The sequence below is a fragment of the Gottfriedia sp. NPDC058432 genome (genome assembly GCF_042721555.1).
GTDB lineage: Bacteria > Bacillota > Bacilli > Bacillales > Bacillaceae_G > Gottfriedia.
Genome location: NZ_JBHXLC010000019.1, coordinates 71,909 through 91,674 on the forward strand (window position 1 = coordinate 71,909; position 19,766 = coordinate 91,674).

Below are 19,766 nucleotides of genomic sequence, written 5' to 3' on the forward strand. Positions count from 1 at the left end.
CTCCTTTTTAGGGATATTATATATTCAAAATTAGGAATATTCTAATTATACTAAAAGTTATATCCTTTAGATAGGCTTTTTGAGATATAGGATCTCGAAAGTAAATTAAAATCCAATCTGAAAGGAAGATGTAAATTGGCTAATTTAGATCCAAAAGCAAAAGCATATGTGGAGATGTTTAATCAATTGCCAGCAATTCACAAAATGGAACCGGAAGCTGTAAGAGAAATGTTTGCAGATGCTCCACCAGTTGAAGTAGAACTTGCTTCATTAGCGAAAGTTGAAGATAAATTAATTCAAGTGGGACAAGGTGAAACAATTAAAATCAGAATTTACACTCCTAAAGGTGAAGGTCCTTTACCAGTATTTGTGTATTACCATGGTGGCGGTTGGGTTATTGGTGATTTAGAAACATCGGATGCAAGTTGTAGAATGCTTGCTAACCGTACGAAAAGAATCGTTGTTTCAGTAGATTATCGACTTGCTCCGGAATACAAGTTTCCAATCCCATTTGAAGATTCGTTTGCTGCATTAAATTGGGTGAGTGAACATGCTAAAGAATTTAATGGAAACGCTTCCAATATCGTTGTAGGCGGTGATAGTGCTGGAGGGAATCTTGCTGCGGTAGTTTCACAAGCTGCCAAAGATCAAAACGGACCAAAAGTTGTCGCACAAGTGCTGGTTTATCCTGTTACTGCATTAACTTATGATTCAAAATCTTATTTAGATTTCCAAGTAGGCTATGGACTTGATCGAGATTTAATGATTTGGTTTGGAAATCATTATATAAATTCCAAAGAAGATGCTAGAAATAAATATGTTTCACCACTTGTAGCTGAAGATTTAACGAACCTACCCCCTGCTCTTATTATTACAGCGGAAAATGATGTACTTCGAGATGAAGGAATTGAATATGGTAAACGTTTAAAAGAGGCTGGAGTAAATGTAGAGCTGCATTGTGAACAAGGACTAGTTCATGGATACTTTACAAATATGGCAGTGTTTCCTGAGCGAATTGAAGAGTCAATCAATCGAATTGATGAGTTTTTAAATAAAGTGGATCAAACAGTATTAAATAAAAGGTAAATTTAAGTCTGAAAAAAATAAAAATAAATCTATTTATAAAAGGAGGATACCAAATGAAAACTAACATTCAACACTTTGATGCAATTGTAATTGGTGCTGGTTTTTCGGGGCTATATATGCTTCACCGCTTACGAGAGGATGGACTCTCAGTTCGTGTATATGAAGCAGGTGAAGGTGTAGGAGGAACGTGGTTTTGGAATCGTTATCCAGGCGCAAGATGTGATTCAGAAAGTGTTTACTATAATTATACTTTTTCAGAAGAGTTATATAAAGAATGGACTTGGACGTCTAGGTATCCAGAGCAACCTGAAATTTTAAGATATTTAAATTTTGTGGCAGATAAATTTGATTTGCGCTCAGATATTCAATTTAATACAAGGGTTCAATCAGCTCATTATGATGAGAAAAATAATAGATGGACGATCAATTTAGATGATCATACGAATGTAACGGCTAAATATTTTATTACTGGTGTGGGGTGTTTATCAGCGGCAAATGTACCTAATTTCAAAGGAATCGAATCATTCAAAGGTGAATGGTACCATACGGGTCACTGGCCAAGAAATAAGGTAGTTGATTTTAAAGGTAAACGTGTTGGAATTATTGGAACTGGTTCGAGCGGGGTACAAGCTATTCCAGTTATTGCAGAACAGGCAGGTCTTCTAACTGTATTCCAGCGTACACCTCAATATAGTGCACCAGCAAGAAACCATCTTTATGACCCGGAATATATACGAAAATCTAAAGCAAACTTTAAAGAAATTAAAAAACAAATGAGAGAATCGACTGGCGGCCAACCGGTTGTACCACCTACACAATCTGCTTTAGAGGTCAATCTAATAGAAAGAAACAAAATATATGAAGATAGTTGGAAAAATGGTGGACTGGGACTCTTTGGGGCTTTCACTGATCTCACAATTGATGAAAGAGCAAATGAGACAGTTGCTGAATTTATAAGATCAAAAATTAGTGAAATTGTACATGATTCAGAAGTTGCCAAAAAATTAATGCCATACTATTACTATGGGACAAAACGTCCAATTATTGATACAAATTACTACGAAACCTATAATCGTGGAAACGTATCTTTAGTTGATGTGAAGAACGATTCAATTGAATCAATTACACCTAATGGGTTGAAAACAATCAACAATGAATATGAATTAGATGTGGTTGTATTTGCTACTGGGTATGATGGAATGACTGGACCATTAATGAAGATTGATATTAAAGGAAAAGATGGAATTAGTTTGAAAGAAAAATGGGACGGAGGAGCACAAACGAGAACATATCTTGGAATTGCTAATGCAGGTTTCCCTAATATGTTTATGATTACTGGGCCTGAAAGTCCTTCAGTACTTAGCAACATGCCAGTTTCAATTGAGCAACACGTAGAATGGATCGCTGATTGTATTCAGTTCTTACGTACGAAAGAAATTGATATTATTGAAGCTAATGTTGATGCAGAGATTGAATGGAGCAGGCATTGTAGGGAAGTTGCAGAAGCAACGCTATTTACAAAAACAGATTCATGGTACACCGGGGCAAATATTAAAGGAAAACCACGAGGATTTCAAATTTACCTTGGTGGTGTAGGAGCATATCGTAAAAAATGTGATGAAATAGCAACAAATGGATATGAAGGTTTTGTATTAACCTCAACAGCAGTTCATTAATTAGAATACAACACATTGAAAAACACTTCTTTTTATAGAGAAGTGTTTTTCAATGTGCTTAAAGTTTAGTACTTCATAAGTGGTTCATGAGTAAGTAAAACAGCGAAAAGATGAATATAACTTACTTACAATTAGTTGGAGTGTAAATAGAACAGATCTCTCCAAGTATTAAAATTCATTTAATGAAAGTTGAATTAATCCACAAATTCAGAGTAAAAATAGTATAATGATATGTATTTAAATTTCATTAATAGTATAAATATTCAATTTGCTATTTGTTAGAGTTAAAAAGGGGAGAGTTTTAATTTGTTTGCATCAAAAAAATCTATCTTTAAAGGGACCTCATTTACGAATTTTTGGGTCTCTCGTATGTTTACTTCGACTTCATTTCAGATGCTATCGGTGGCAATTGGATGGCAAATGTATGATTTGACACATGACGCGTTTAGTCTGGGGCTAGTTGGTTTGGCGCAATTTATTCCAATGGTCTTACTTACTTTAGTAGTTGGTCAAGTTGCTGACAGGGTTGATCGTCGGAAGATTGTTCTCATATGCCAAATGGTAGAAGCTATAATAGCAGGGCTTCTATTATATGGTAATTTTGCTAATTGGCTTGGCAAAGAGGAAATATTAATTGCTGCTTTTATACTCGGTGCATGCCGTACTTTTGAAGGACCTGCTTCTTCTGCATTATTACCTCAAGTTGTGCCAAAGTCTATTTTACAGCAAGCCATTTCTTGGAGTACATCTGCAGGTCAAACAGCACAAATACTAGGGCCATCTCTTGGTGGTGTATTATTTTCGGTAGGACCAGCATACGTATATGCAACGTCAGCAATTGCTTTATTACTTTCATCAATCCTAACATTTTTTATAAAATTAGACAGTCAATTTATTCGAAAATCAGAACCAGTAACTTTACGTACAATGCTTATGGGGTTAGAATTTGTCTATAAGCACCCAATCATTTTAGGAACGATATCACTTGATTTATTTGCCGTTTTACTCGGAGGAGCTACAGCACTTTTACCAATTTATGCGCAAGATATTTTACATACAGGTGCTTGGGGCTTAGGGCTAATGCGTACTGCACCAGCTGTTGGAGCATTAATCATGTCTTTAATTTTAGCTTATTTTCCACTTAAAAGATCATATGGTCCAATATTATTTGGAGCGTTAGGTATTTTTGGGCTGGCAACTATGCTATTTGCAATCTCAACAAACTTAGTCATCTCATTAATTGCATTATTTATCATCGGAGCCTCGGATGTAGTCAGCGTAGTAATACGTTCTTCGCTAGTTCAGCTACAGACACCGGATGATATGAGAGGCAGAGTAAATGCTGTAAATTCTCTATTTATTGGAACTTCAAATCAGCTCGGGGAATTTGAATCTGGAACGATGGCTGGATTAATTGGTGCGGTACCAGCTGTATTTGTGGGTGGACTTGGAACGATATTAGTTGCAGGACTTTGGATGTATTTATTCCCTTCACTTAGAAGAATTAATTCACTTTCTGGAGAGAAAACAGAAAAAGCAGGATAATTTGCTAAAGGAGATTTTATGGAAAATACTAAAAAAACCTTTGAAACGATTGATGAATATATTTCACAATTTCAGCCAGATGTTCAGGAAAAGTTACAAGCCTTAAGAAAAACTGTAAAAGAAGTTGTGCCAAATGCTGTAGAGAGAATTAGTTACCAAATGCCTACATTTGCGCTTAATAAAAATTTAGTACATTTTGCTGCATTTAAACATCATATTGGATTTTACCCTGGAGCAAGTGGTATTGCAGCATTTAAACAAGAATTATCAGTTTATAAAGGTGCTAAAGGATCTGTACAATTTCCGTTAAACGATCCACTTCCATTTGATCTAATAAAAAAGATTGTAAAGTATAGAGAAGTTGAGGATATTAAAAAAGCAGAAGAGAAATTAAAAAAGAAAAAATAAGTTCGGGACCTCTAAAGCTATTTTTAGCTTTGGAGGTTTTTTGGAAAAAAGGCTGAAGCTTTTGTTCAAAATTTTGACATGTAATTTTCGTTAAAACATTACTTTATCCGTTATACTAAACTTGTATTTAGATAGGAAAAACAATTAATAAATGATGAAGTTGATTTTTTTTAGTAAAACTTGTGAACAATTTCACAAAGTATACTTGGGGGCTAGAAAAGATGAAAAGAAAATTATTGATGATTGGTAATGGTATGGCAGGAGTTCGAAGTATAGAAGAGATTTTAAAAAGAAATAAAGATTTATTTGAAATTACGATAATAGGTGATGAACCTTATCCAAACTATAACCGAATCATGTTATCAAATGTATTACAAGGAAAAACAAACTTCGATGAAATCAATATTAATGATTGGAATTGGTATAGAGAGAATCAAATTACATTACTCACAAATGAAAAAGTGTCAAAAATATGTACAACAGAAAAAAAAGTTGAAACAGAAAAAGGGAAAACGCTTTTATATGATGAACTTATTTTAGCTACTGGATCTAGTGCCTTTATACTCCCTATTCCAGGAAATGATCTGCAAGGTGTAATCGGTTTTCGTACAATTCAAGATACTGAATTAATGATTGATTATGCAAAAAAATATAAAAAAGCAGTAGTAATTGGGGGAGGCCTATTAGGCTTAGAAGCAGCAAGAGGCTTAATTGATCGAGGAATGGAAGTTTATGTTGTTCATTTACTTCCTACATTAATGGAACAACAATTAGATGAAACTGCTGCGAAAATGCTAAAAAAAGATTTAGAAGCACAAGGAATGAACTTCTTAATGGAAAAACAAACGATTTCAATAAATGGAACGAATCGTGTAGAAGGGATTAGTTTTTCGGATGGAACTTCATTAGATTGTGATTTAGTCGTTATGGCAGTAGGAATTAGACCTAATATTTCTTTAGCAAAAGAAGCAGGAATCGATGCAAACCGTGCAATAGTTGTAAACGATTTTATGCAAACATCTGAACCATCCATTTATGCAGTGGGTGAATGTGCTGAGCATAACGGAACTACTTATGGGTTAGTAGCACCGTTGTATGAACAAGGGATTGTGCTTGCTGATCATATGACTGGTAATTTAACAAACGGATATAAAGGAAGCATTTTATCAACTCAGTTAAAAGTATCTGGTTGTGATTTATTCTCTGGGGGATTTATCCATGAAGAAGAAGATATGCAGGCGATCATAGTAAATGACCAATTTGCTGGACTTTACAAAAAAGTAATAGTGAAAGATGAAAAAGTTGTTGGAGTAGTTTTATATGGTGACGCATCGGATGGAAATCGATTATTCAACATGTTGAAAAATGAAACAAATATAAGAGAATACACAAGTGCTTCTATTCTCCATAAATCAGGTGAGGACTCTGGTGAAGATTTTGTTCTTACAATGAGTGCAAATGATACAGTTTGTGGATGTAATGGGGTCACGAAAGGTACAATTGTTCAATCAATTTTAGAACAAGAACTTACTACGTTTGAAGATGTGAAAAGTTGCACAAAGGCTGGTGCATCATGTGGAAAATGTAAAGGAATGGTTGAAAGTATTTTAGCAGCTACATTAGGTGCTACATTTGATCCTAATGCTGCAAAACCTGGTATGTGTGGATGTACAACATTATCTCGTGATGAAGTTATAAATGAAATCAAAGAAAAAGGATTACAAACTCCTAGAAAGGTTCGCATTGTATTAGAGTTTGAAAATGAAGAAGGATGTTCAAAATGCCGTCCAGCTCTAAATTATTATTTAAGAATGATGTATCCAAATGATTATCTTGATGATAAATCATCACGCTTCGTTAATGAAAGAATGGAAGGAAATATTCAAAAAGATGGGTCATTCTCAATCGTACCGCGAATGTATGGGGGAGTAACGACAGGTGATGAATTAATTAAACTTGGTGAAGTAGCAAATAAATTCAACGTACCTTTAGTAAAAGTTACAGGTGCGAGCCGTGTTGGTTTATATGGTGTTAAAAAAGAAGAGGTACCTAAAGTTTGGGAAGAATTAGGAATGCGTTCAGGATATGCTTACTCTAAGTCTCTTAGAAATGTTAAATCATGCGTCGGTAATCGATTTTGCCGATTTGGAACACAAGATTCATTAGGATTAGGTATCCAATTAGAAAAAGCTATCGAAATGGTTGATACGCCACATAAGATGAAAATGGGTGTTACAGGATGTCCTCGAAATTGCGCCGAGGTGCTTACTAAGGACTTTGGAGTAATCTGTGTGGAAAATGGGTTCCAGCTTTACTTTGGCGGTAATGGTGGAACAGAAGTTAGAGAATGTGATTTGTTAACTACTGTAACTACAGAAGAAGAAGTCGTTCACATGGCAAAAGCTTATGTTCAATACTATCGCGAAACAGGAGTTTACGGAGAACGTACTGCTCCTTGGGTAGAGCGAATCGGAGTGGAAATCATTAAAGAAGTATTGTTAAACAAAGAACAAGAAAATGCACTAGTAGAGAAATTTGATCAAGCAAAATCAACATATGAAGAAGCATGGGGCCAAGCGCTTACTAATCAATTAGATCTATATGAGGTTATTAGAAAGTAATTGCAAACATGAGAGGAGCAAAAAAATGATCACTACACAAGAGAAGATAAAAATTATTGATTTAGCTTCTTTACCAATTCAAATTGGAAAAGAAGTAGTGATAAAAGGGGAATCAATTGCTTTATTCCGTTTATCAAATGAAGATGTTCGAGCAATCGAAGGTATTTGTCCAGGGACAAATGGACCACTTGCTGAAGGGATTGTTTCAGGTGAATATGTGTACTGCCCCCTTCGTGACTGGAAAATTTCATTAATAACTGGTGAAGTTCAAAAACCAGATGATGGAACTGTAAAAACATATAAAACCGAAGTAATCGACGGTTATGTTTATATTACGGTGTAACTTATGAAAAAAAAATCAGGATTTATTTCATTTGTAGGTGCAGGACCTGGGGATTTAGGATTAATAACAGAAAAAGGATTGAAATGTATTCGAGAAGCTGAAGTCATTTTATATGATCGACTTGCTAATCCAAGGCTACTTCGTGAAGCGAATGAAAATTGTGAGTTCATTTACTGTGGGAAGCTCCCTAACAGACATATTATGCGTCAAGAAATGATTAATCAAACTTTAGTAACATTTGCCCTAGATGGGAAATATGTCGTTCGATTAAAAGGCGGAGACCCTTCCGTTTTTGGACGAGTAGGTGAAGAAGCAGAGGAAGCTTCAAAGCATGATATACCTTTTGAAATTATTCCGGGAATTACTTCTAGCATTGCTGCAGCAGCATATGCTGGAATCCCAGTTACACATAGAGAATATAGTACAAGTTTTACCTTAAGAACAGGCCATAAATGTATGGAGAATGAAGATCTTATTGAATCGAATTGTTCTGATCAGTTAGGGGACACACTTGCTTATTATATGGGGGTAAGTAATCTTCCTAAAATATGTACGCACCTAATAAAGAATGGTAAATCCAAGGATACTCCTGTAGCTGTTATTCAGTGGGGAACAATTGGAAAACAAAGAGTTGTTGAGGGAACAATTGATTCAATCGTATCAATTATTGAGAAAGAAGAAATTACAAATCCTGCAATGACAATTATTGGAGATGTTGTTAAATTACGCTCAAAGATATCTTGGTTTGAAAAGAAAAAGTATTTCGGTCGGAAAATTTTATTAGCTAAGGGAACAGCAACAGTAGAAAAGAATGGATTAGAATCGTTTTTATCAGAAAACGGTGCTGAAGTTTACGCATTTCCTACGCTTAAATCAGTTCAACTTTCAATTCAACATGATCAGGTAGCGGATGCACTAAGCAAAGAAAGAATCGTCTTTTGTTCGCCAGAAAGTGTGAAATTATTTTTTACTAAAATGTATCAATCAAAATTCGATGTTCGTAAACTTCCTAATAAAATCGAGTATATATCGCCGAAAACAAGCAAGGAACTTGAGAAGTATGGAATTTTAGCTGAGAAGGACAGTGGCGATAAGAACCACTCAGTATTTGTAGGATCGGTAGACAAAGATACGAAATTACCATCAAGCTCACAATTTATAGCCACACATGAAAATATTGCAGATTCACGATTTGATGTAATAAATCCAAGAATGCTTGAAGAAACAAAATGGGAATCAATTATTTTTCCAAATCAATCATCAGTTGATTGGTTTATAAAAGAATTAAAGAAAACGAATGAAAGTCATTTATTGAATTTACCATTTGCTTATATTGGTGAATCGGTTAAGGAATATGCAATACAATGCGGATTTACTAAAATTGACGAAGAATTACAAAAGGAATTAATGCTTGGTGATTGGAAGTGAAATCATGTTTGATGCTGTAGTATATATTGGACACGGAAGTCGCAAACAAGAAGGTAATGAGCAATTTATTCACTTTATTCAATCTGTAATCAAAGAGATTCCTATTCAAAATCAAGAGTATGCATTTTTAGAATTAGTTGAACCAACTATTCAACAAACTTTGGAAAAAATAATTTTAGAAGGTGCTAGGAATATATTAGTAGTGCCAGTATTATTATTTGCAGCAGGACACTATAAACGCGATATTCCGGACGAATTGAATATTATTTTAAAACGATTTGCACATGTGAAAGTTACGACATCTGAGCCATTTGGTATTCATGAAAAAATGATCCAACTTGTAGAAAAGCGTGCCCAGTCAGCGTACGGAACTAGTAACTCGGCAATTTTATTAGTCGGACGCGGAAGCAGTGACCCCGAGCCGATTGAAATGCTCGAGCAAATTGGAAATGCAGTAGAAGCTCAAATGAAAGTTCCGGTTCGCACAGCTTTTTTAACAGCGGGTAAACCTAGGTTAGAAGATATGATTAGTAAAATGAGTAAAGAATTTGAAAGTATTTATATTATGCCGTATTTATTATTTACAGGATTACTTCTTGAAAAAATTAAGAGACGAATTTCCATTGAAAATGAAAAATTTTATCTTTGTGGGAATTTACAATTTGATGAGCTCATGAGTCAAGCTCTGATAGAACGTATTCAAGAAAAGGTTAAAATCTAAATATAGGGTGATCAATATGAAAGAAGTTATAAATTCAATTGGGAATGTAGCTATTTCGAAGACAAACCAAATCAAAGCAAGTAAATCAAGATATATGGTCCCTACAATGATGGCAGGATTTTTTGTAGGATTAGGAATAATATTAATCTTTACGATCGGTGGACTACTCGCACCTACTGGTTTTGCGGGTACGAAAATTATTATGGGTGTTTCTTTCGGAATTGCCTTAAGTTTAGTCATAATGGCTGGAGCGGATTTATTTACTGGAAACAATATGATCATGTCTATTGGTATGTTAGATAAAAAGGTTAATTGGCTTGATACTTTTAAAGTATGGGGCTATAGCTATGTAGGAAATTTTCTTGGCTCGGTATTAGTTGCGTTATTATTTGCATACTCAGGACTGGCAAATGGTGGCGTAGCAGATTTTATTAATAATGCAGCTACTGCAAAAATGAATGCACCATTTATGGAATTACTAGTTCGTGGAATTCTTTGTAATATACTTGTTTGTTTAGCACTGTGGTGTTCATTTAAAATGAAATCTGAAACAGGAAAATTAATTATGGTATTTTGGTGTTTGTTTGCATTTATTACTTCAGGATTTGAGCATAGTGTTGCAAACATGACATTATTATCAATCTCATTACTTATTAAACACCCAGAAACAGTAACCCTTGCTGGAATGATTTCAAATCTTGTACCGGTTACACTTGGAAATATTCTTGGCGGTAGTTTATTTGTTGGAGCAGCTTACTGGGTTTCTAGTTCAGAAGCTAAAAATAAAAAACTTTCAAACGTTAAAATTAATGAAAATAAAATTGCATCTTAATTTACTTTGAAAAAAATAAAAACAAAAAGAAACAACCTGAGCTCATTAGGTTGTTTCTTTTTAATTTATAAAGAGAGAACCTCTTTTTTATTTCTCTTTTGTTGTTAAATCAACAAGAATAACGATACCAATGACACATACTAGAATTAATGAAAATGTAAATATGAACAAATTTATTCACTCCTACCAAGTTTTGAAACCTTCCGAGCCAGTCGGATGATGTTGATGCATCATATGTGATAAAGGAATTGTATAAGCAATTGCAATTAATACAATGGAAACGCCAATCCATAGCCACCAGTTTTCCAATATACGAGGTGTGTTTTCAGTATTACTTTCGGCAACTGGGAATTCAACTGTTTCTTCTTTCGAATTCGCAGTTGGTAAAGTGAATAACGCTTGTAGGACAATAAAAATTAATAATAAAGCAGATAAAAACAAAATTGATCCACCAACCGCAACTGTTACATGATTTGTGAATAAACCAGTAAACCACTTAGCTGCTGCAGGATGCCCCATATAATCTGTATATGAAGTCCTTCTAGGAGCACCATAAATTCCGAGAATATGCATTGTAGTCGACATTAAAAACATCCCGATAGCCCAAGTGAAAATCTGAATAAACGCTAATTTTTGGAATGCTTTTGTAAGTTTTTTCCCTGTTAAATAAGGAATTAGCCAAAAGGTTAATCCGAAAAATGTCATTGCAACTGGAGTACCAACTGTAATATGGAAATGACCAACAATCCAAAGTGTATTATGAACAATTTCATCTAATTGATAGCTTGCATTGATGATTCCACCTGCACCACCTGGCGCGAAAAATAACATGGCAATGAAAAGTGATGTGAACCGAACATCCGTCCATGGTAATTTAAAAATCCAACCAAATAAACCTTTCGCACCTTTTTTTCTTCCAGAAATCTCAAACACAGCAAACATAGAGAAAGCTGTCATTAAAGACGGTATAATGACCATAAATGTTAATACAGTCTGTAAGAATTTCCAAAAGGTTGAAATACCTGGTTCTTGAAGTTGATGATGAAATCCTACTGGTATAGAGAACAAAAGAAATAAGATAAAAGCGAGTCGTGCAAGAGAGTCACTAAATACTTCGCCACCAACTATTTTTGGCATAATTGCATACCAGCCTATATAAGCAGGGAGTAGCCAAAAATAAACAAGTGGGTGACCGAAAAACCAAAAAAGCGATCGACTTAATTCCACATTGATTGTGTCAACCCATCCAAATGACCACGGAATGAATTGAAACAGAACTGTCGCAGCTACACCGAGACTGGCAATAACCCATAATACGATTGTTGCTACAGTCATAAAAGAGATTAGAGGACTTATTTTACCTTTATTATTCTTTTTCCAAGCAACATAATGTCCAACTAATGCAAATCCACTGATCCATGTACCAACTATAAAAAGTGCTAAGGCAACATAGAACCAAGCATTAGCCTGCAATGGTGCATAGAAGGTATATAAAACAGAGGCTTGACCTGATAATATTTCTAGCACTGCAAGTATTGTTCCGATTGTCATTACAATAAAGTCTAACCAATTAAATATCTGTACTTTCGAACCAAAATCACCTAATGTTTTACTCATTCCTGTAATTAAGAAACCAAATATAAAATATGTAGTAAAAACAAGCGCAAGCAGCACTCCATGAGCTGTAAGAATTTGATAGTAATCAAGCCACTTTGGAAGTTCAAGTGCATTATTTCGCACAAAAACCTGCATAAGCCCAGTAAATGTACCGATTAATAAAGCAAGATATGCCACTACAATATGTGTTAATGCTAGTTTACGATCTGGTCTTCCTATCATTTCATTCATTATTTCACCGCCTCGATAGTAGTTTGCATAAATGAATGACCCGTTCCACAATATTCATTACATAAAATTAAATAATTTCCTGACTTTTTAAACGAATACTCCTTCGTATTAATTTGACCTGGAACAGCCATCATATTGACATTTGTTATTAACTATTGAAAAACTGTGTGTCACATCGGTACTAGTCAAAACAAATCGCACCTTCTTACCAACTGGTACCTTTAATTTACCTCGGTGCATAAGCAAATGTTTTTGCTAGTATTACGACTTCGTATGTACCATCATCTTTTTGGTACACACCTGGATGATTAAATGGAGCAGTTTTTTCAACGGTTTGAGGATTTACCGTGTTCATCCCGCCTGCTGGCTGAAGATGTGAACGAAAGGCTGTAATTCCGATAATTACTAGGAAAACAATTAATGAAATCATTCCAAATGTTAACCATATTTTTTCAAATTTATGTAGATGCATGAACAACCTCCTAACTAGCGATGTAAATAAAAAGCATAGAAGCTAAACCATAAGATTAAAATGAAAACTCCAAGTATAAGGACACTGATGAAAGTTCCATTTAAATCATGATCTTGTTCTCGCTCAGTTTTTTTTGAAGACAATTTAATCCCTCCAATTTCAATATATAGACTAAAAGTTAGTTTGTTTTTTTCCAATAATTTCTATTTATAGAAATGAAAAGAAAATTAGTAAACAGCAATTAGGGAATCAAGATTAGAGGATTTCTGGTAAAATATAGTAATAAAGAGGGGGCGTAAAAATGGGATATATTGAAGATTTAAGGGGAATTGTTGGACATAGACCATTAATATTTGTAGGCTCAGTTACAATCATCGTTAACCAATCCGGTAGATTATTATTACAACTTAGGAAATTTCCAAATGGATATTGGGGAATACCAGGGGGACTGATGGAGTTAGGGGAATCTACTGAAGATGTTGCCAAGAGAGAAGTTTTTGAAGAAACGGGACTTATTGTAGATCACTTGAACTTAATAAATGTCTATTCAGGACCACAAAACTTCGTTAAAGCTGAAAACGGAGATGAATTTTTTGTTGTTACAGTTGCTTATTATACAAAAGAATATAAAGGGGAATTAAGTGTTAATGATTCGGAATCGATTAAATTTGAGTTCTTTTATCCAAATGAACTACCAAATAATATTGTTAAAAGTCACAAGGTTATTTTAAATGAATTTTTAACAAAATTTTACCCGGAATTGGGGTATGAATGATCGAATGTCAAATTGCTAGTAAAACAAGAAGGGGGAATTCAAATTAGATCGGTTAGTAAATATAAAAATTTTCATAGTTTACTAGGAATTGATTAAAAAAAATAGAATGAATGATTAAGTTGAATTAAAAAGAATGGGGTGTGTTAATTGGCTAAAACTGTCTATTGCGATCGGTGTTTAAAGGAAATAAGGATTAGAGGAGATCTCGTTACTGCTACGATGTTTTTTCAAGTCGTTCCGTATCATGAAGATTGTTACGCAAAAGATCTAAAGGGTGTTAAAACACTTTTTCTAAACAATCAACCTATTAATGGTTTTTCTGGGAACTTTTTATCATTTTTAGCATTTGCGATTTGTATCGCGACATTTTTTATTGATGACCATTCGATGATCTATTTGTTAATTTTAGCGCTGATCGCAATAATGTATCGACTATATTCATTTTTTATTTTTGAAAGACATTTAGAGAAGTAGAAAGATTGATCAAAGGTGAAAATGCTAATCGATTTATTAGAAGCGTATAGAGCGTTGAATTTCGGTAGGGAGTTTTAAAAAATGTAATATAAAGTAAAAAACTCTGATAGACAGAGTTTTTTTTCATGTTATTTACCAAAATTTCCAGAAAATTGCATTACAACTGCTTTAACTTCTTCAAGTTTCTCAGGCTTTAATAAAGAAATCATCTTAGGAACAAATTGTTGAACTTCTTCTAATGAAAATGTACCTTCATCTTGTTTTCTGAAGTTTTCTAAAAGAATTTCCCTTGCTTCATCTTCTTTACCTTCTTGAACTCTTTGTAAAATAAAATTTAAAAACATTTCTTGACCTTGCTTGTCCATTCTTGTTGCCTCCTAAATAGTATTTATACAACCATAAGGTGTTATTTAAATTATAACACCTTATGGTTGTATGTCAATTTTATTTTTCTGTTAGTCACACTTCGTTATTTATTAGCTATTTTATAAAAATTTATTATCTATTTATGAAGATTAATCATTTTACCGCCCTTATGTTATTTAAATGATATTAATTAATTGAAAAATGCTATAATTTTTTATGGAAGATGATGGAACCTATGTCAAATAGGAGACTTAAAATTTTTATTAGAAAAGTATATAAAAAAGGTGGTAATCGCAATTAATAAGAAAAAAATAGCAGTATCTTTTAGTGGTAAAGATTCAACTTTGGCATTGCATGATCTTTTGCATTCAGATGAATATGAAGTAGAGGTACTAATCGCATCAGTAACTGAAGGATTTAATCGTACAAGCATTCATGGGGTTAGGGTTGAATTATTGGAGGCACAAGCAAACTCAATCGGTCTACCATTAAAGAAAATTTGGATTCCAGAAAATTGTTCTAATCAAAAATATCAAGAAATTATGACAAAGGTTAATTTAGAGTTAAAGGAACAAGGGATTGAATATATTGCATTTGGAGATTTATTTCTTGAAGACGTACGAAAGTATCGAGAGGAAATGCTTAAACCATTAGGAATTAATGCAATTTTTCCTTTATGGGGTGAAGGTACGACAAATGTGATTGAACGCTTTATTTCCTTAGGCTATAAAACGATTATTACTTGTGTTGATTTAACTAGATTAACAGAAGAATTTTCTGGTAAAGAAATAGATTATCATTTAATCAACGAACTTCCAAAAGAGGTTGATCCTTGCGGTGAGAATGGAGAATACCATTCATTTGTATTTGATGGTCCTATTTTTAATCAGCCAATTCAGTTTAGTATTGGAGAAAAGAAGCTAACTGCAGATGTTTATACAGGAGAAACTAGATTCTGTTATACAGATTTAGTTCTTGAATGAAGTTTTATAACATTCGAGAATGTTGAGTTATACCTGAAATAAACTGTTAATTTGCAACAGTCTATTTTGTGGTTTTATAACGAACTGTAAATCACTTTGAATTGTTCAATCTTGCTGTTTTTTCAAATTTGGTCCCCAAGGCGGCTCTGCCCCTGCATCCATCGTAATATTTTGTTTCGTTAATCCGACTTGCTTTGCATAACCATCTAACATTTCATATACGGTTAACCGATGATAAGAACCATTGATAAATCGTGGTTCATTTCTTCTTTTTGGATCCACAATCAACAGTGACACCGAATCTTTAGCAGTATGGTCATTGAATTCATTGATTGGTACACTAAAGTCAATCTGTTCATTATATCCGTTTGCTACAGTAATAATCGTAACCTCACCCATTTGTTTTTTCGGAAAAAGAGGATTCTTGTTTACTATTACATTTATTTTTGCAATTCCTTTTGAATCTGTTAATTCAGTACCTAAAACTTTACCGAATGAATTGATTACAATAACCCTAGCACCTTTAATAGGTTGACCAGATTCTCCTGAGGAGTCTGCTGTGGGACCTACTTGAACTGTAAGTATTGCAGAAACTTCATTCAACTTTTCTGATAGCGCTAACTGTGAAGAGCTAAAAAAAATGAAAATAATTAATAAAGTAGTCATGCAAATTTTTTTCATCCATTTACCCCAAACCTTGTATAATCATTTTTCATTTAGTTTGAGTTGAATTATTCAAAACTATACTATAAAAAATATTTTAAGTCGGATAACTATAAAAGATAATTGTTATATTTTATTGCTAGGAGAAGATATGAATATTTCTGTTCAATTAAAATTATTAATAGAATAATAGATAAAAAGGGAGCACTCTAATGATAACAAACTTATACTTAGTAAGACATGCGCATTCAACTTATACGCCTGATGAATTGGGCCGACCATTATCTAATAGAGGATTTTCTGATACAAAGATTGTTACAGAATTACTATTAAACGAAAAAATCGATTACGTTATTTCAAGTCCTTTTAAACGTGCAATTCAAACAGTTGATGAGTTCGCCAAATCATTAAATTTAGAAATAATGATTGAAGAAAATTTTAAAGAGCGACTTCTATCACAAGAGCCTGTTGTGAATTTTGATGATGCAATAAGAGAAGTATGGATGGACTTTAATCGATCATGGAATGGTGGAGAATCAAATTATACAGCTCAAAAAAGAGGAATAAAAGCAATAAATAATCTATTAAAAAATTATTCTGGTAAAAACATTGCTATTGGTACACATGGCAATATGATGGTACTAATTATGAATTTTTTTGATGAAAAATACGATTTTAATTTTTGGAACGAGCTTGCGATGCCAGATATTTATAAATTAACTTTTGAAGGTGAGTCATTAATTGAAGTGAATAGAATATGGCGTTAATGAAATAGTCCATTCGCGTAGATAGAAAAAAAGAATTTTCTAATTAAAAGGAATTTCAATTTCGAAATTTCTTTTTTTGTTATCTTCTAATACATGTTGTATTTGAATATGGTAGAAATTGCAGAATCATAGAATAAGAGATGGTATAATATTTATAAGTTATTTCTACTTAATGGTTATTGGACGTGACTGAATGAAAAAGTAGATTTGTTTTAGAAAAATACAAGTGAGGACATAAATGATCGAATTTAACGGAAAACACAATAATGGGAAAATACTACTTGATTATGTTGATACAAATGTAATTACACAGTTAAAAACAATTTTGGATACAGAATGCTTTGCAAATTCAAATATTGTTGTCATGCCAGACTGCCATATATCTAGTGGAGGCGTCATGGTAGGTTTTACGATGACATTGAATGACTTTATTATTCCTTCGATCGTCGGTGTAGATATTGGATGTGGAGTCAGCGCATACCATCTAGGGAGAATGAAAACAGTTAAGAGTGAAAAACTTGATAAGTTCATCCGAAAAAATATCCCGATTGGTTCAAATATTCACGAGGAACCAGTAATCGAACCGGTAGAGATTGCTGAAGCGATTGAAAGACTTAATCTTAACTACATGTATGTAATGAACAGTATTGCAACGCTAGGTTCGGGAAATCATTTTATTGAAATTGATAAAGATGAGAATAACCACTTTTGGCTTGTAATCCACACGGGTTCAAGAAATTTTGGATTTGAAATAGCAAAACATCATATGAATGTCGCTAAAGAAAATATGAAACAATTATTCGGAGAAAATTATAAAGGATACGAATATTTATCTAAACAGGAAGACAAAGATGCATATTTAAGAAATCTATCAATTGCTCAGCATTTCGCTTCGCTAAATAGAGAAATGATTGCTAAAATCATCATTGAAAAATATTTTAAACTCGATTTTGAATCAATTAAAAAAATTGAATCGGTACATAATTATATCGACCTTCAAAACAATATTCTAAGAAAAGGCGCAATTTCAGCTAGTGAAGGTGAAGAGATAATCATCCCATTTAATATGGCATATGGATGTGTTGTAGGAAAAGGTAAAAGTTCAGGAGACTACAATTATTCAGCACCACATGGAGCAGGACGAATTATGAGTCGAACTGACGCAGCTTATAAAGTCGATTTAGATGTTTATCAAAAAGCAATGAAAGGCGTATTTACAACTTCAGTCAACAAACATACAATCGATGAATCACCAATGGTATATAAAAAACCAAAATTAATATTAGAAAATATTACTGAACAAATTGACATCGATTTCTTTATGAAACCGGTTTACAATCTAAAAGCCGACAAATAACCTCTCTGTTTAGAGAGGTTATTTCACGATTTCAAAACATACGAATTAATACTAAAACAAATTCTAAACAATTTGATTGTAAATTTCACCCAAAATCAGAAAACAATCTGACAAAGAAAATACATTAGGACACTTAGCTAACAGAAAGATATGACGTCTATAGTAATTGAAAAGGAAAAATTAACCACTTAAGTTCTTTCTCCACATTCTCAGTATACAATTATATTAATTGTCTTATATTGACACCTAATCTTATTACATAATGGGGGGAATACTATGTTGAATAAGTTTAAAAGGTTCTTAGTAGTACTTCTCATTTTTGTTCTATATATCGGAATATCGTTGTTAGTTGGAAATTTTCTTTGGAGTTTAATCGTTAACTCGATTATATAAGTGGATCAAATAATAAAGGGATTTACTAATTCTCCTTAGAATATAACTCTTAAAGGAGAGTTGAATAAATTTGGTGAAAATTTGTTTTATTATTGGTGCAATTTTTATATTCATTTCTGGAATACTCATAGGTGCATTTCAAACTCCAGAACAACAAAGAGTTGTGAAAGATGATTTTTTTAAGTTAGGACACTTAAATAAGGATCTATTCTCATTATGGTCAGGAGTTATTGGTATTTTTTTTATTTGTATCGGAGGACTAGTATACTATATTAATTAATTTTTTTATGACTAAATGCAATCATAACTCAAATAGTTTAATAGCTTTTATCATAATCGACATTTTTGTCGATTTTTTTTATTGTGATTATTTCAAAGTAGGTCAATATGATTATTAGTAGGGGCATAAATTAAATGAAGTAGAAATTATATTGTTTCGACCATTATTAGGAGGTGCGAAATTGAAGATCGTTTTTTTTAGAAATCTCAATAAAATTGAAACGTATGCTGCAAATAGAAAACAAATAAAGTTAAATCTTCCTAGTAAAGATGAGGCCAGTGTTATATTTGGCCTGACAAGAAAATTCGAATTTGATAATCGTTGTGCAAGACCGCCACAAATCAGCGGTACTGTTGTTGCATCGGTTACTTGTAATAGAGATAAGGATATTAGAATTTATTTCTATCCAATCTCACAAACTATTTATCCAGAGAAGGCGAAATCTCAATTTCATAATGATGTATTACCTAAACTTAAGAAATGGATTGATCATCAAGTGTCAAAACCAGAAACTGCAGTTTTAGGGATTGAAGAATTTATCATCGAATGGAATGGCAAAAATCATCTATTCCACCAAATTAAATTTTTATAATTAGTTTTTAAAGACGGTAAGTTTCATTACCGTCTTTTTTTTATGTACATATAACCCCGGAAAACTTATATAACGTAATTAAATTAAGTTTTTTAAGTTTTTTTATGGAAATACTTAAAATAATTATATATAATAT

General features: G+C 33.0%; 22 protein-coding genes. 16 read left to right on the forward strand and 6 right to left on the reverse strand.

Annotation, left to right across the window (positions count from 1 at the left end):
* The first annotated feature begins 135 nt into the window (after positions 1 to 135).
* The 9 genes from ACFWM3_RS17695 to ACFWM3_RS17735 all read left to right on the forward strand — a co-directional run bounded on the left by ACFWM3_RS17695 (position 136) and on the right by ACFWM3_RS17735 (position 10,660).
* Positions 136 to 1,086, forward strand: a complete 951-nt coding sequence (locus ACFWM3_RS17695) for an alpha/beta hydrolase (protein ID WP_390312276.1) — start codon at positions 136 to 138, stop codon at positions 1,084 to 1,086.
* A gap of 53 nt (positions 1,087 to 1,139) precedes the next feature.
* On the forward strand, positions 1,140 to 2,762 hold the full coding sequence (locus tag ACFWM3_RS17700) for a flavin-containing monooxygenase (protein WP_390312277.1): 1,623 nt from the start codon (positions 1,140 to 1,142) through the stop codon (positions 2,760 to 2,762).
* Positions 2,763 to 3,068: 306 nt separating this feature from the next.
* Positions 3,069 to 4,307: an MFS transporter gene (locus tag ACFWM3_RS17705; RefSeq protein WP_390312278.1), complete on the forward strand. Its 1,239-nt coding sequence runs from the start codon at positions 3,069 to 3,071 to the stop codon at positions 4,305 to 4,307.
* Positions 4,308 to 4,325: 18 nt separating this feature from the next.
* Positions 4,326 to 4,715 (forward strand): iron chaperone, encoded by a 390-nt coding sequence (locus ACFWM3_RS17710; RefSeq protein WP_390312279.1) that lies wholly within the window; start codon positions 4,326 to 4,328, stop codon positions 4,713 to 4,715.
* Positions 4,716 to 4,936: 221 nt separating this feature from the next.
* Complete coding sequence (gene nirB / locus ACFWM3_RS17715) at positions 4,937 to 7,336, forward strand: nitrite reductase large subunit NirB (RefSeq protein ID WP_390312280.1); 2,400 nt, start codon at positions 4,937 to 4,939, stop codon at positions 7,334 to 7,336.
* A 25-nt stretch (positions 7,337 to 7,361) separates the two neighbouring features.
* Entirely contained in the window at positions 7,362 to 7,679 is a 318-nt protein-coding gene (nirD, locus tag ACFWM3_RS17720) for a nitrite reductase small subunit NirD (protein ID WP_390312281.1), read from the forward strand.
* Between the two features lie 3 nt (positions 7,680 to 7,682).
* Positions 7,683 to 9,107, forward strand: coding sequence for a uroporphyrinogen-III C-methyltransferase (cobA, locus tag ACFWM3_RS17725; protein ID WP_390312282.1), 1,425 nt, complete (start codon positions 7,683 to 7,685; stop codon positions 9,105 to 9,107).
* Positions 9,108 to 9,111: 4 nt separating this feature from the next.
* Positions 9,112 to 9,828, forward strand: a complete 717-nt coding sequence (locus ACFWM3_RS17730; protein ID WP_390312283.1) for a sirohydrochlorin chelatase — start codon at positions 9,112 to 9,114, stop codon at positions 9,826 to 9,828.
* A 16-nt stretch (positions 9,829 to 9,844) separates the two neighbouring features.
* Positions 9,845 to 10,660 carry a formate/nitrite transporter family protein gene (locus ACFWM3_RS17735; protein WP_390312284.1) on the forward strand — a complete coding sequence of 272 codons (816 nt, stop codon included), beginning with the start codon at positions 9,845 to 9,847 and terminating at the stop codon, positions 10,658 to 10,660.
* Between the two features lie 183 nt (positions 10,661 to 10,843).
* On the opposite strand, the gene ACFWM3_RS17740 is transcribed toward ACFWM3_RS17735, so the two are convergent.
* The 4 genes from ACFWM3_RS17740 to ACFWM3_RS17755 form a co-directional block, all read right to left on the reverse strand.
* The gene (locus ACFWM3_RS17740; protein ID WP_390312296.1) at positions 10,844 to 12,499 is read right to left on the reverse strand and encodes a b(o/a)3-type cytochrome-c oxidase subunit 1; all 1,656 of its coding nucleotides are present in this window, start codon (positions 12,497 to 12,499) and stop codon (positions 10,844 to 10,846) included.
* Between the two features lie 8 nt (positions 12,500 to 12,507).
* Positions 12,508 to 12,642 (reverse strand): cupredoxin domain-containing protein, encoded by a 135-nt coding sequence (locus tag ACFWM3_RS17745; RefSeq protein WP_390312285.1) that lies wholly within the window; start codon positions 12,640 to 12,642, stop codon positions 12,508 to 12,510.
* A 92-nt stretch (positions 12,643 to 12,734) separates the two neighbouring features.
* Positions 12,735 to 12,980, reverse strand: coding sequence for a cupredoxin domain-containing protein (locus ACFWM3_RS17750; RefSeq protein ID WP_390312286.1), 246 nt, complete (start codon positions 12,978 to 12,980; stop codon positions 12,735 to 12,737).
* Between the two features lie 14 nt (positions 12,981 to 12,994).
* Complete coding sequence (locus tag ACFWM3_RS17755) at positions 12,995 to 13,123, reverse strand: cytochrome c oxidase subunit 2A (RefSeq protein WP_390312287.1); 129 nt, start codon at positions 13,121 to 13,123, stop codon at positions 12,995 to 12,997.
* Positions 13,124 to 13,281: 158 nt separating this feature from the next.
* Here ACFWM3_RS17755 and ACFWM3_RS17760 point away from each other — a divergent pair, with 158 nt between their 5' ends.
* Both ACFWM3_RS17760 and ACFWM3_RS17765 read left to right on the forward strand, forming a co-directional pair.
* Positions 13,282 to 13,755 carry an NUDIX hydrolase gene (locus ACFWM3_RS17760; RefSeq protein WP_390312288.1) on the forward strand — a complete coding sequence of 158 codons (474 nt, stop codon included), beginning with the start codon at positions 13,282 to 13,284 and terminating at the stop codon, positions 13,753 to 13,755.
* A 147-nt stretch (positions 13,756 to 13,902) separates the two neighbouring features.
* Positions 13,903 to 14,229: a hypothetical protein gene (locus tag ACFWM3_RS17765; RefSeq protein ID WP_390312290.1), complete on the forward strand. Its 327-nt coding sequence runs from the start codon at positions 13,903 to 13,905 to the stop codon at positions 14,227 to 14,229.
* A gap of 128 nt (positions 14,230 to 14,357) precedes the next feature.
* Here ACFWM3_RS17765 and ACFWM3_RS17770 read toward each other — a convergent pair whose 3' ends face one another.
* Positions 14,358 to 14,594 carry a hypothetical protein gene (locus ACFWM3_RS17770; RefSeq protein WP_056465834.1) on the reverse strand — a complete coding sequence of 79 codons (237 nt, stop codon included), beginning with the start codon at positions 14,592 to 14,594 and terminating at the stop codon, positions 14,358 to 14,360.
* A gap of 285 nt (positions 14,595 to 14,879) precedes the next feature.
* On the opposite strand from ACFWM3_RS17770, the gene ACFWM3_RS17775 reads away from it, so the two are divergent.
* Positions 14,880 to 15,578: a Dph6-related ATP pyrophosphatase gene (locus ACFWM3_RS17775; RefSeq protein ID WP_390312291.1), complete on the forward strand. Its 699-nt coding sequence runs from the start codon at positions 14,880 to 14,882 to the stop codon at positions 15,576 to 15,578.
* A gap of 105 nt (positions 15,579 to 15,683) precedes the next feature.
* Here the strand turns inward: ACFWM3_RS17775 and ACFWM3_RS17780 are convergent, their stop codons facing one another.
* Positions 15,684 to 16,259, reverse strand: coding sequence for a hypothetical protein (locus ACFWM3_RS17780; RefSeq protein ID WP_056465829.1), 576 nt, complete (start codon positions 16,257 to 16,259; stop codon positions 15,684 to 15,686).
* 194 nt (positions 16,260 to 16,453) lie between these two features.
* On the opposite strand from ACFWM3_RS17780, the gene ACFWM3_RS17785 reads away from it, so the two are divergent.
* From ACFWM3_RS17785 to ACFWM3_RS17800, 4 genes are all read left to right on the forward strand, one after another.
* Positions 16,454 to 17,008: a histidine phosphatase family protein gene (locus ACFWM3_RS17785; RefSeq protein ID WP_390312292.1), complete on the forward strand. Its 555-nt coding sequence runs from the start codon at positions 16,454 to 16,456 to the stop codon at positions 17,006 to 17,008.
* Positions 17,009 to 17,246: 238 nt separating this feature from the next.
* Complete coding sequence (locus tag ACFWM3_RS17790) at positions 17,247 to 18,365, forward strand: RtcB family protein (RefSeq protein WP_390312293.1); 1,119 nt, start codon at positions 17,247 to 17,249, stop codon at positions 18,363 to 18,365.
* Between the two features lie 463 nt (positions 18,366 to 18,828).
* Entirely contained in the window at positions 18,829 to 19,038 is a 210-nt protein-coding gene (locus ACFWM3_RS17795) for a hypothetical protein (protein WP_056465822.1), read from the forward strand.
* Between the two features lie 181 nt (positions 19,039 to 19,219).
* Complete coding sequence (locus ACFWM3_RS17800) at positions 19,220 to 19,630, forward strand: hypothetical protein (protein WP_056465819.1); 411 nt, start codon at positions 19,220 to 19,222, stop codon at positions 19,628 to 19,630.
* Positions 19,631 to 19,766: the final 136 nt, after the last annotated feature.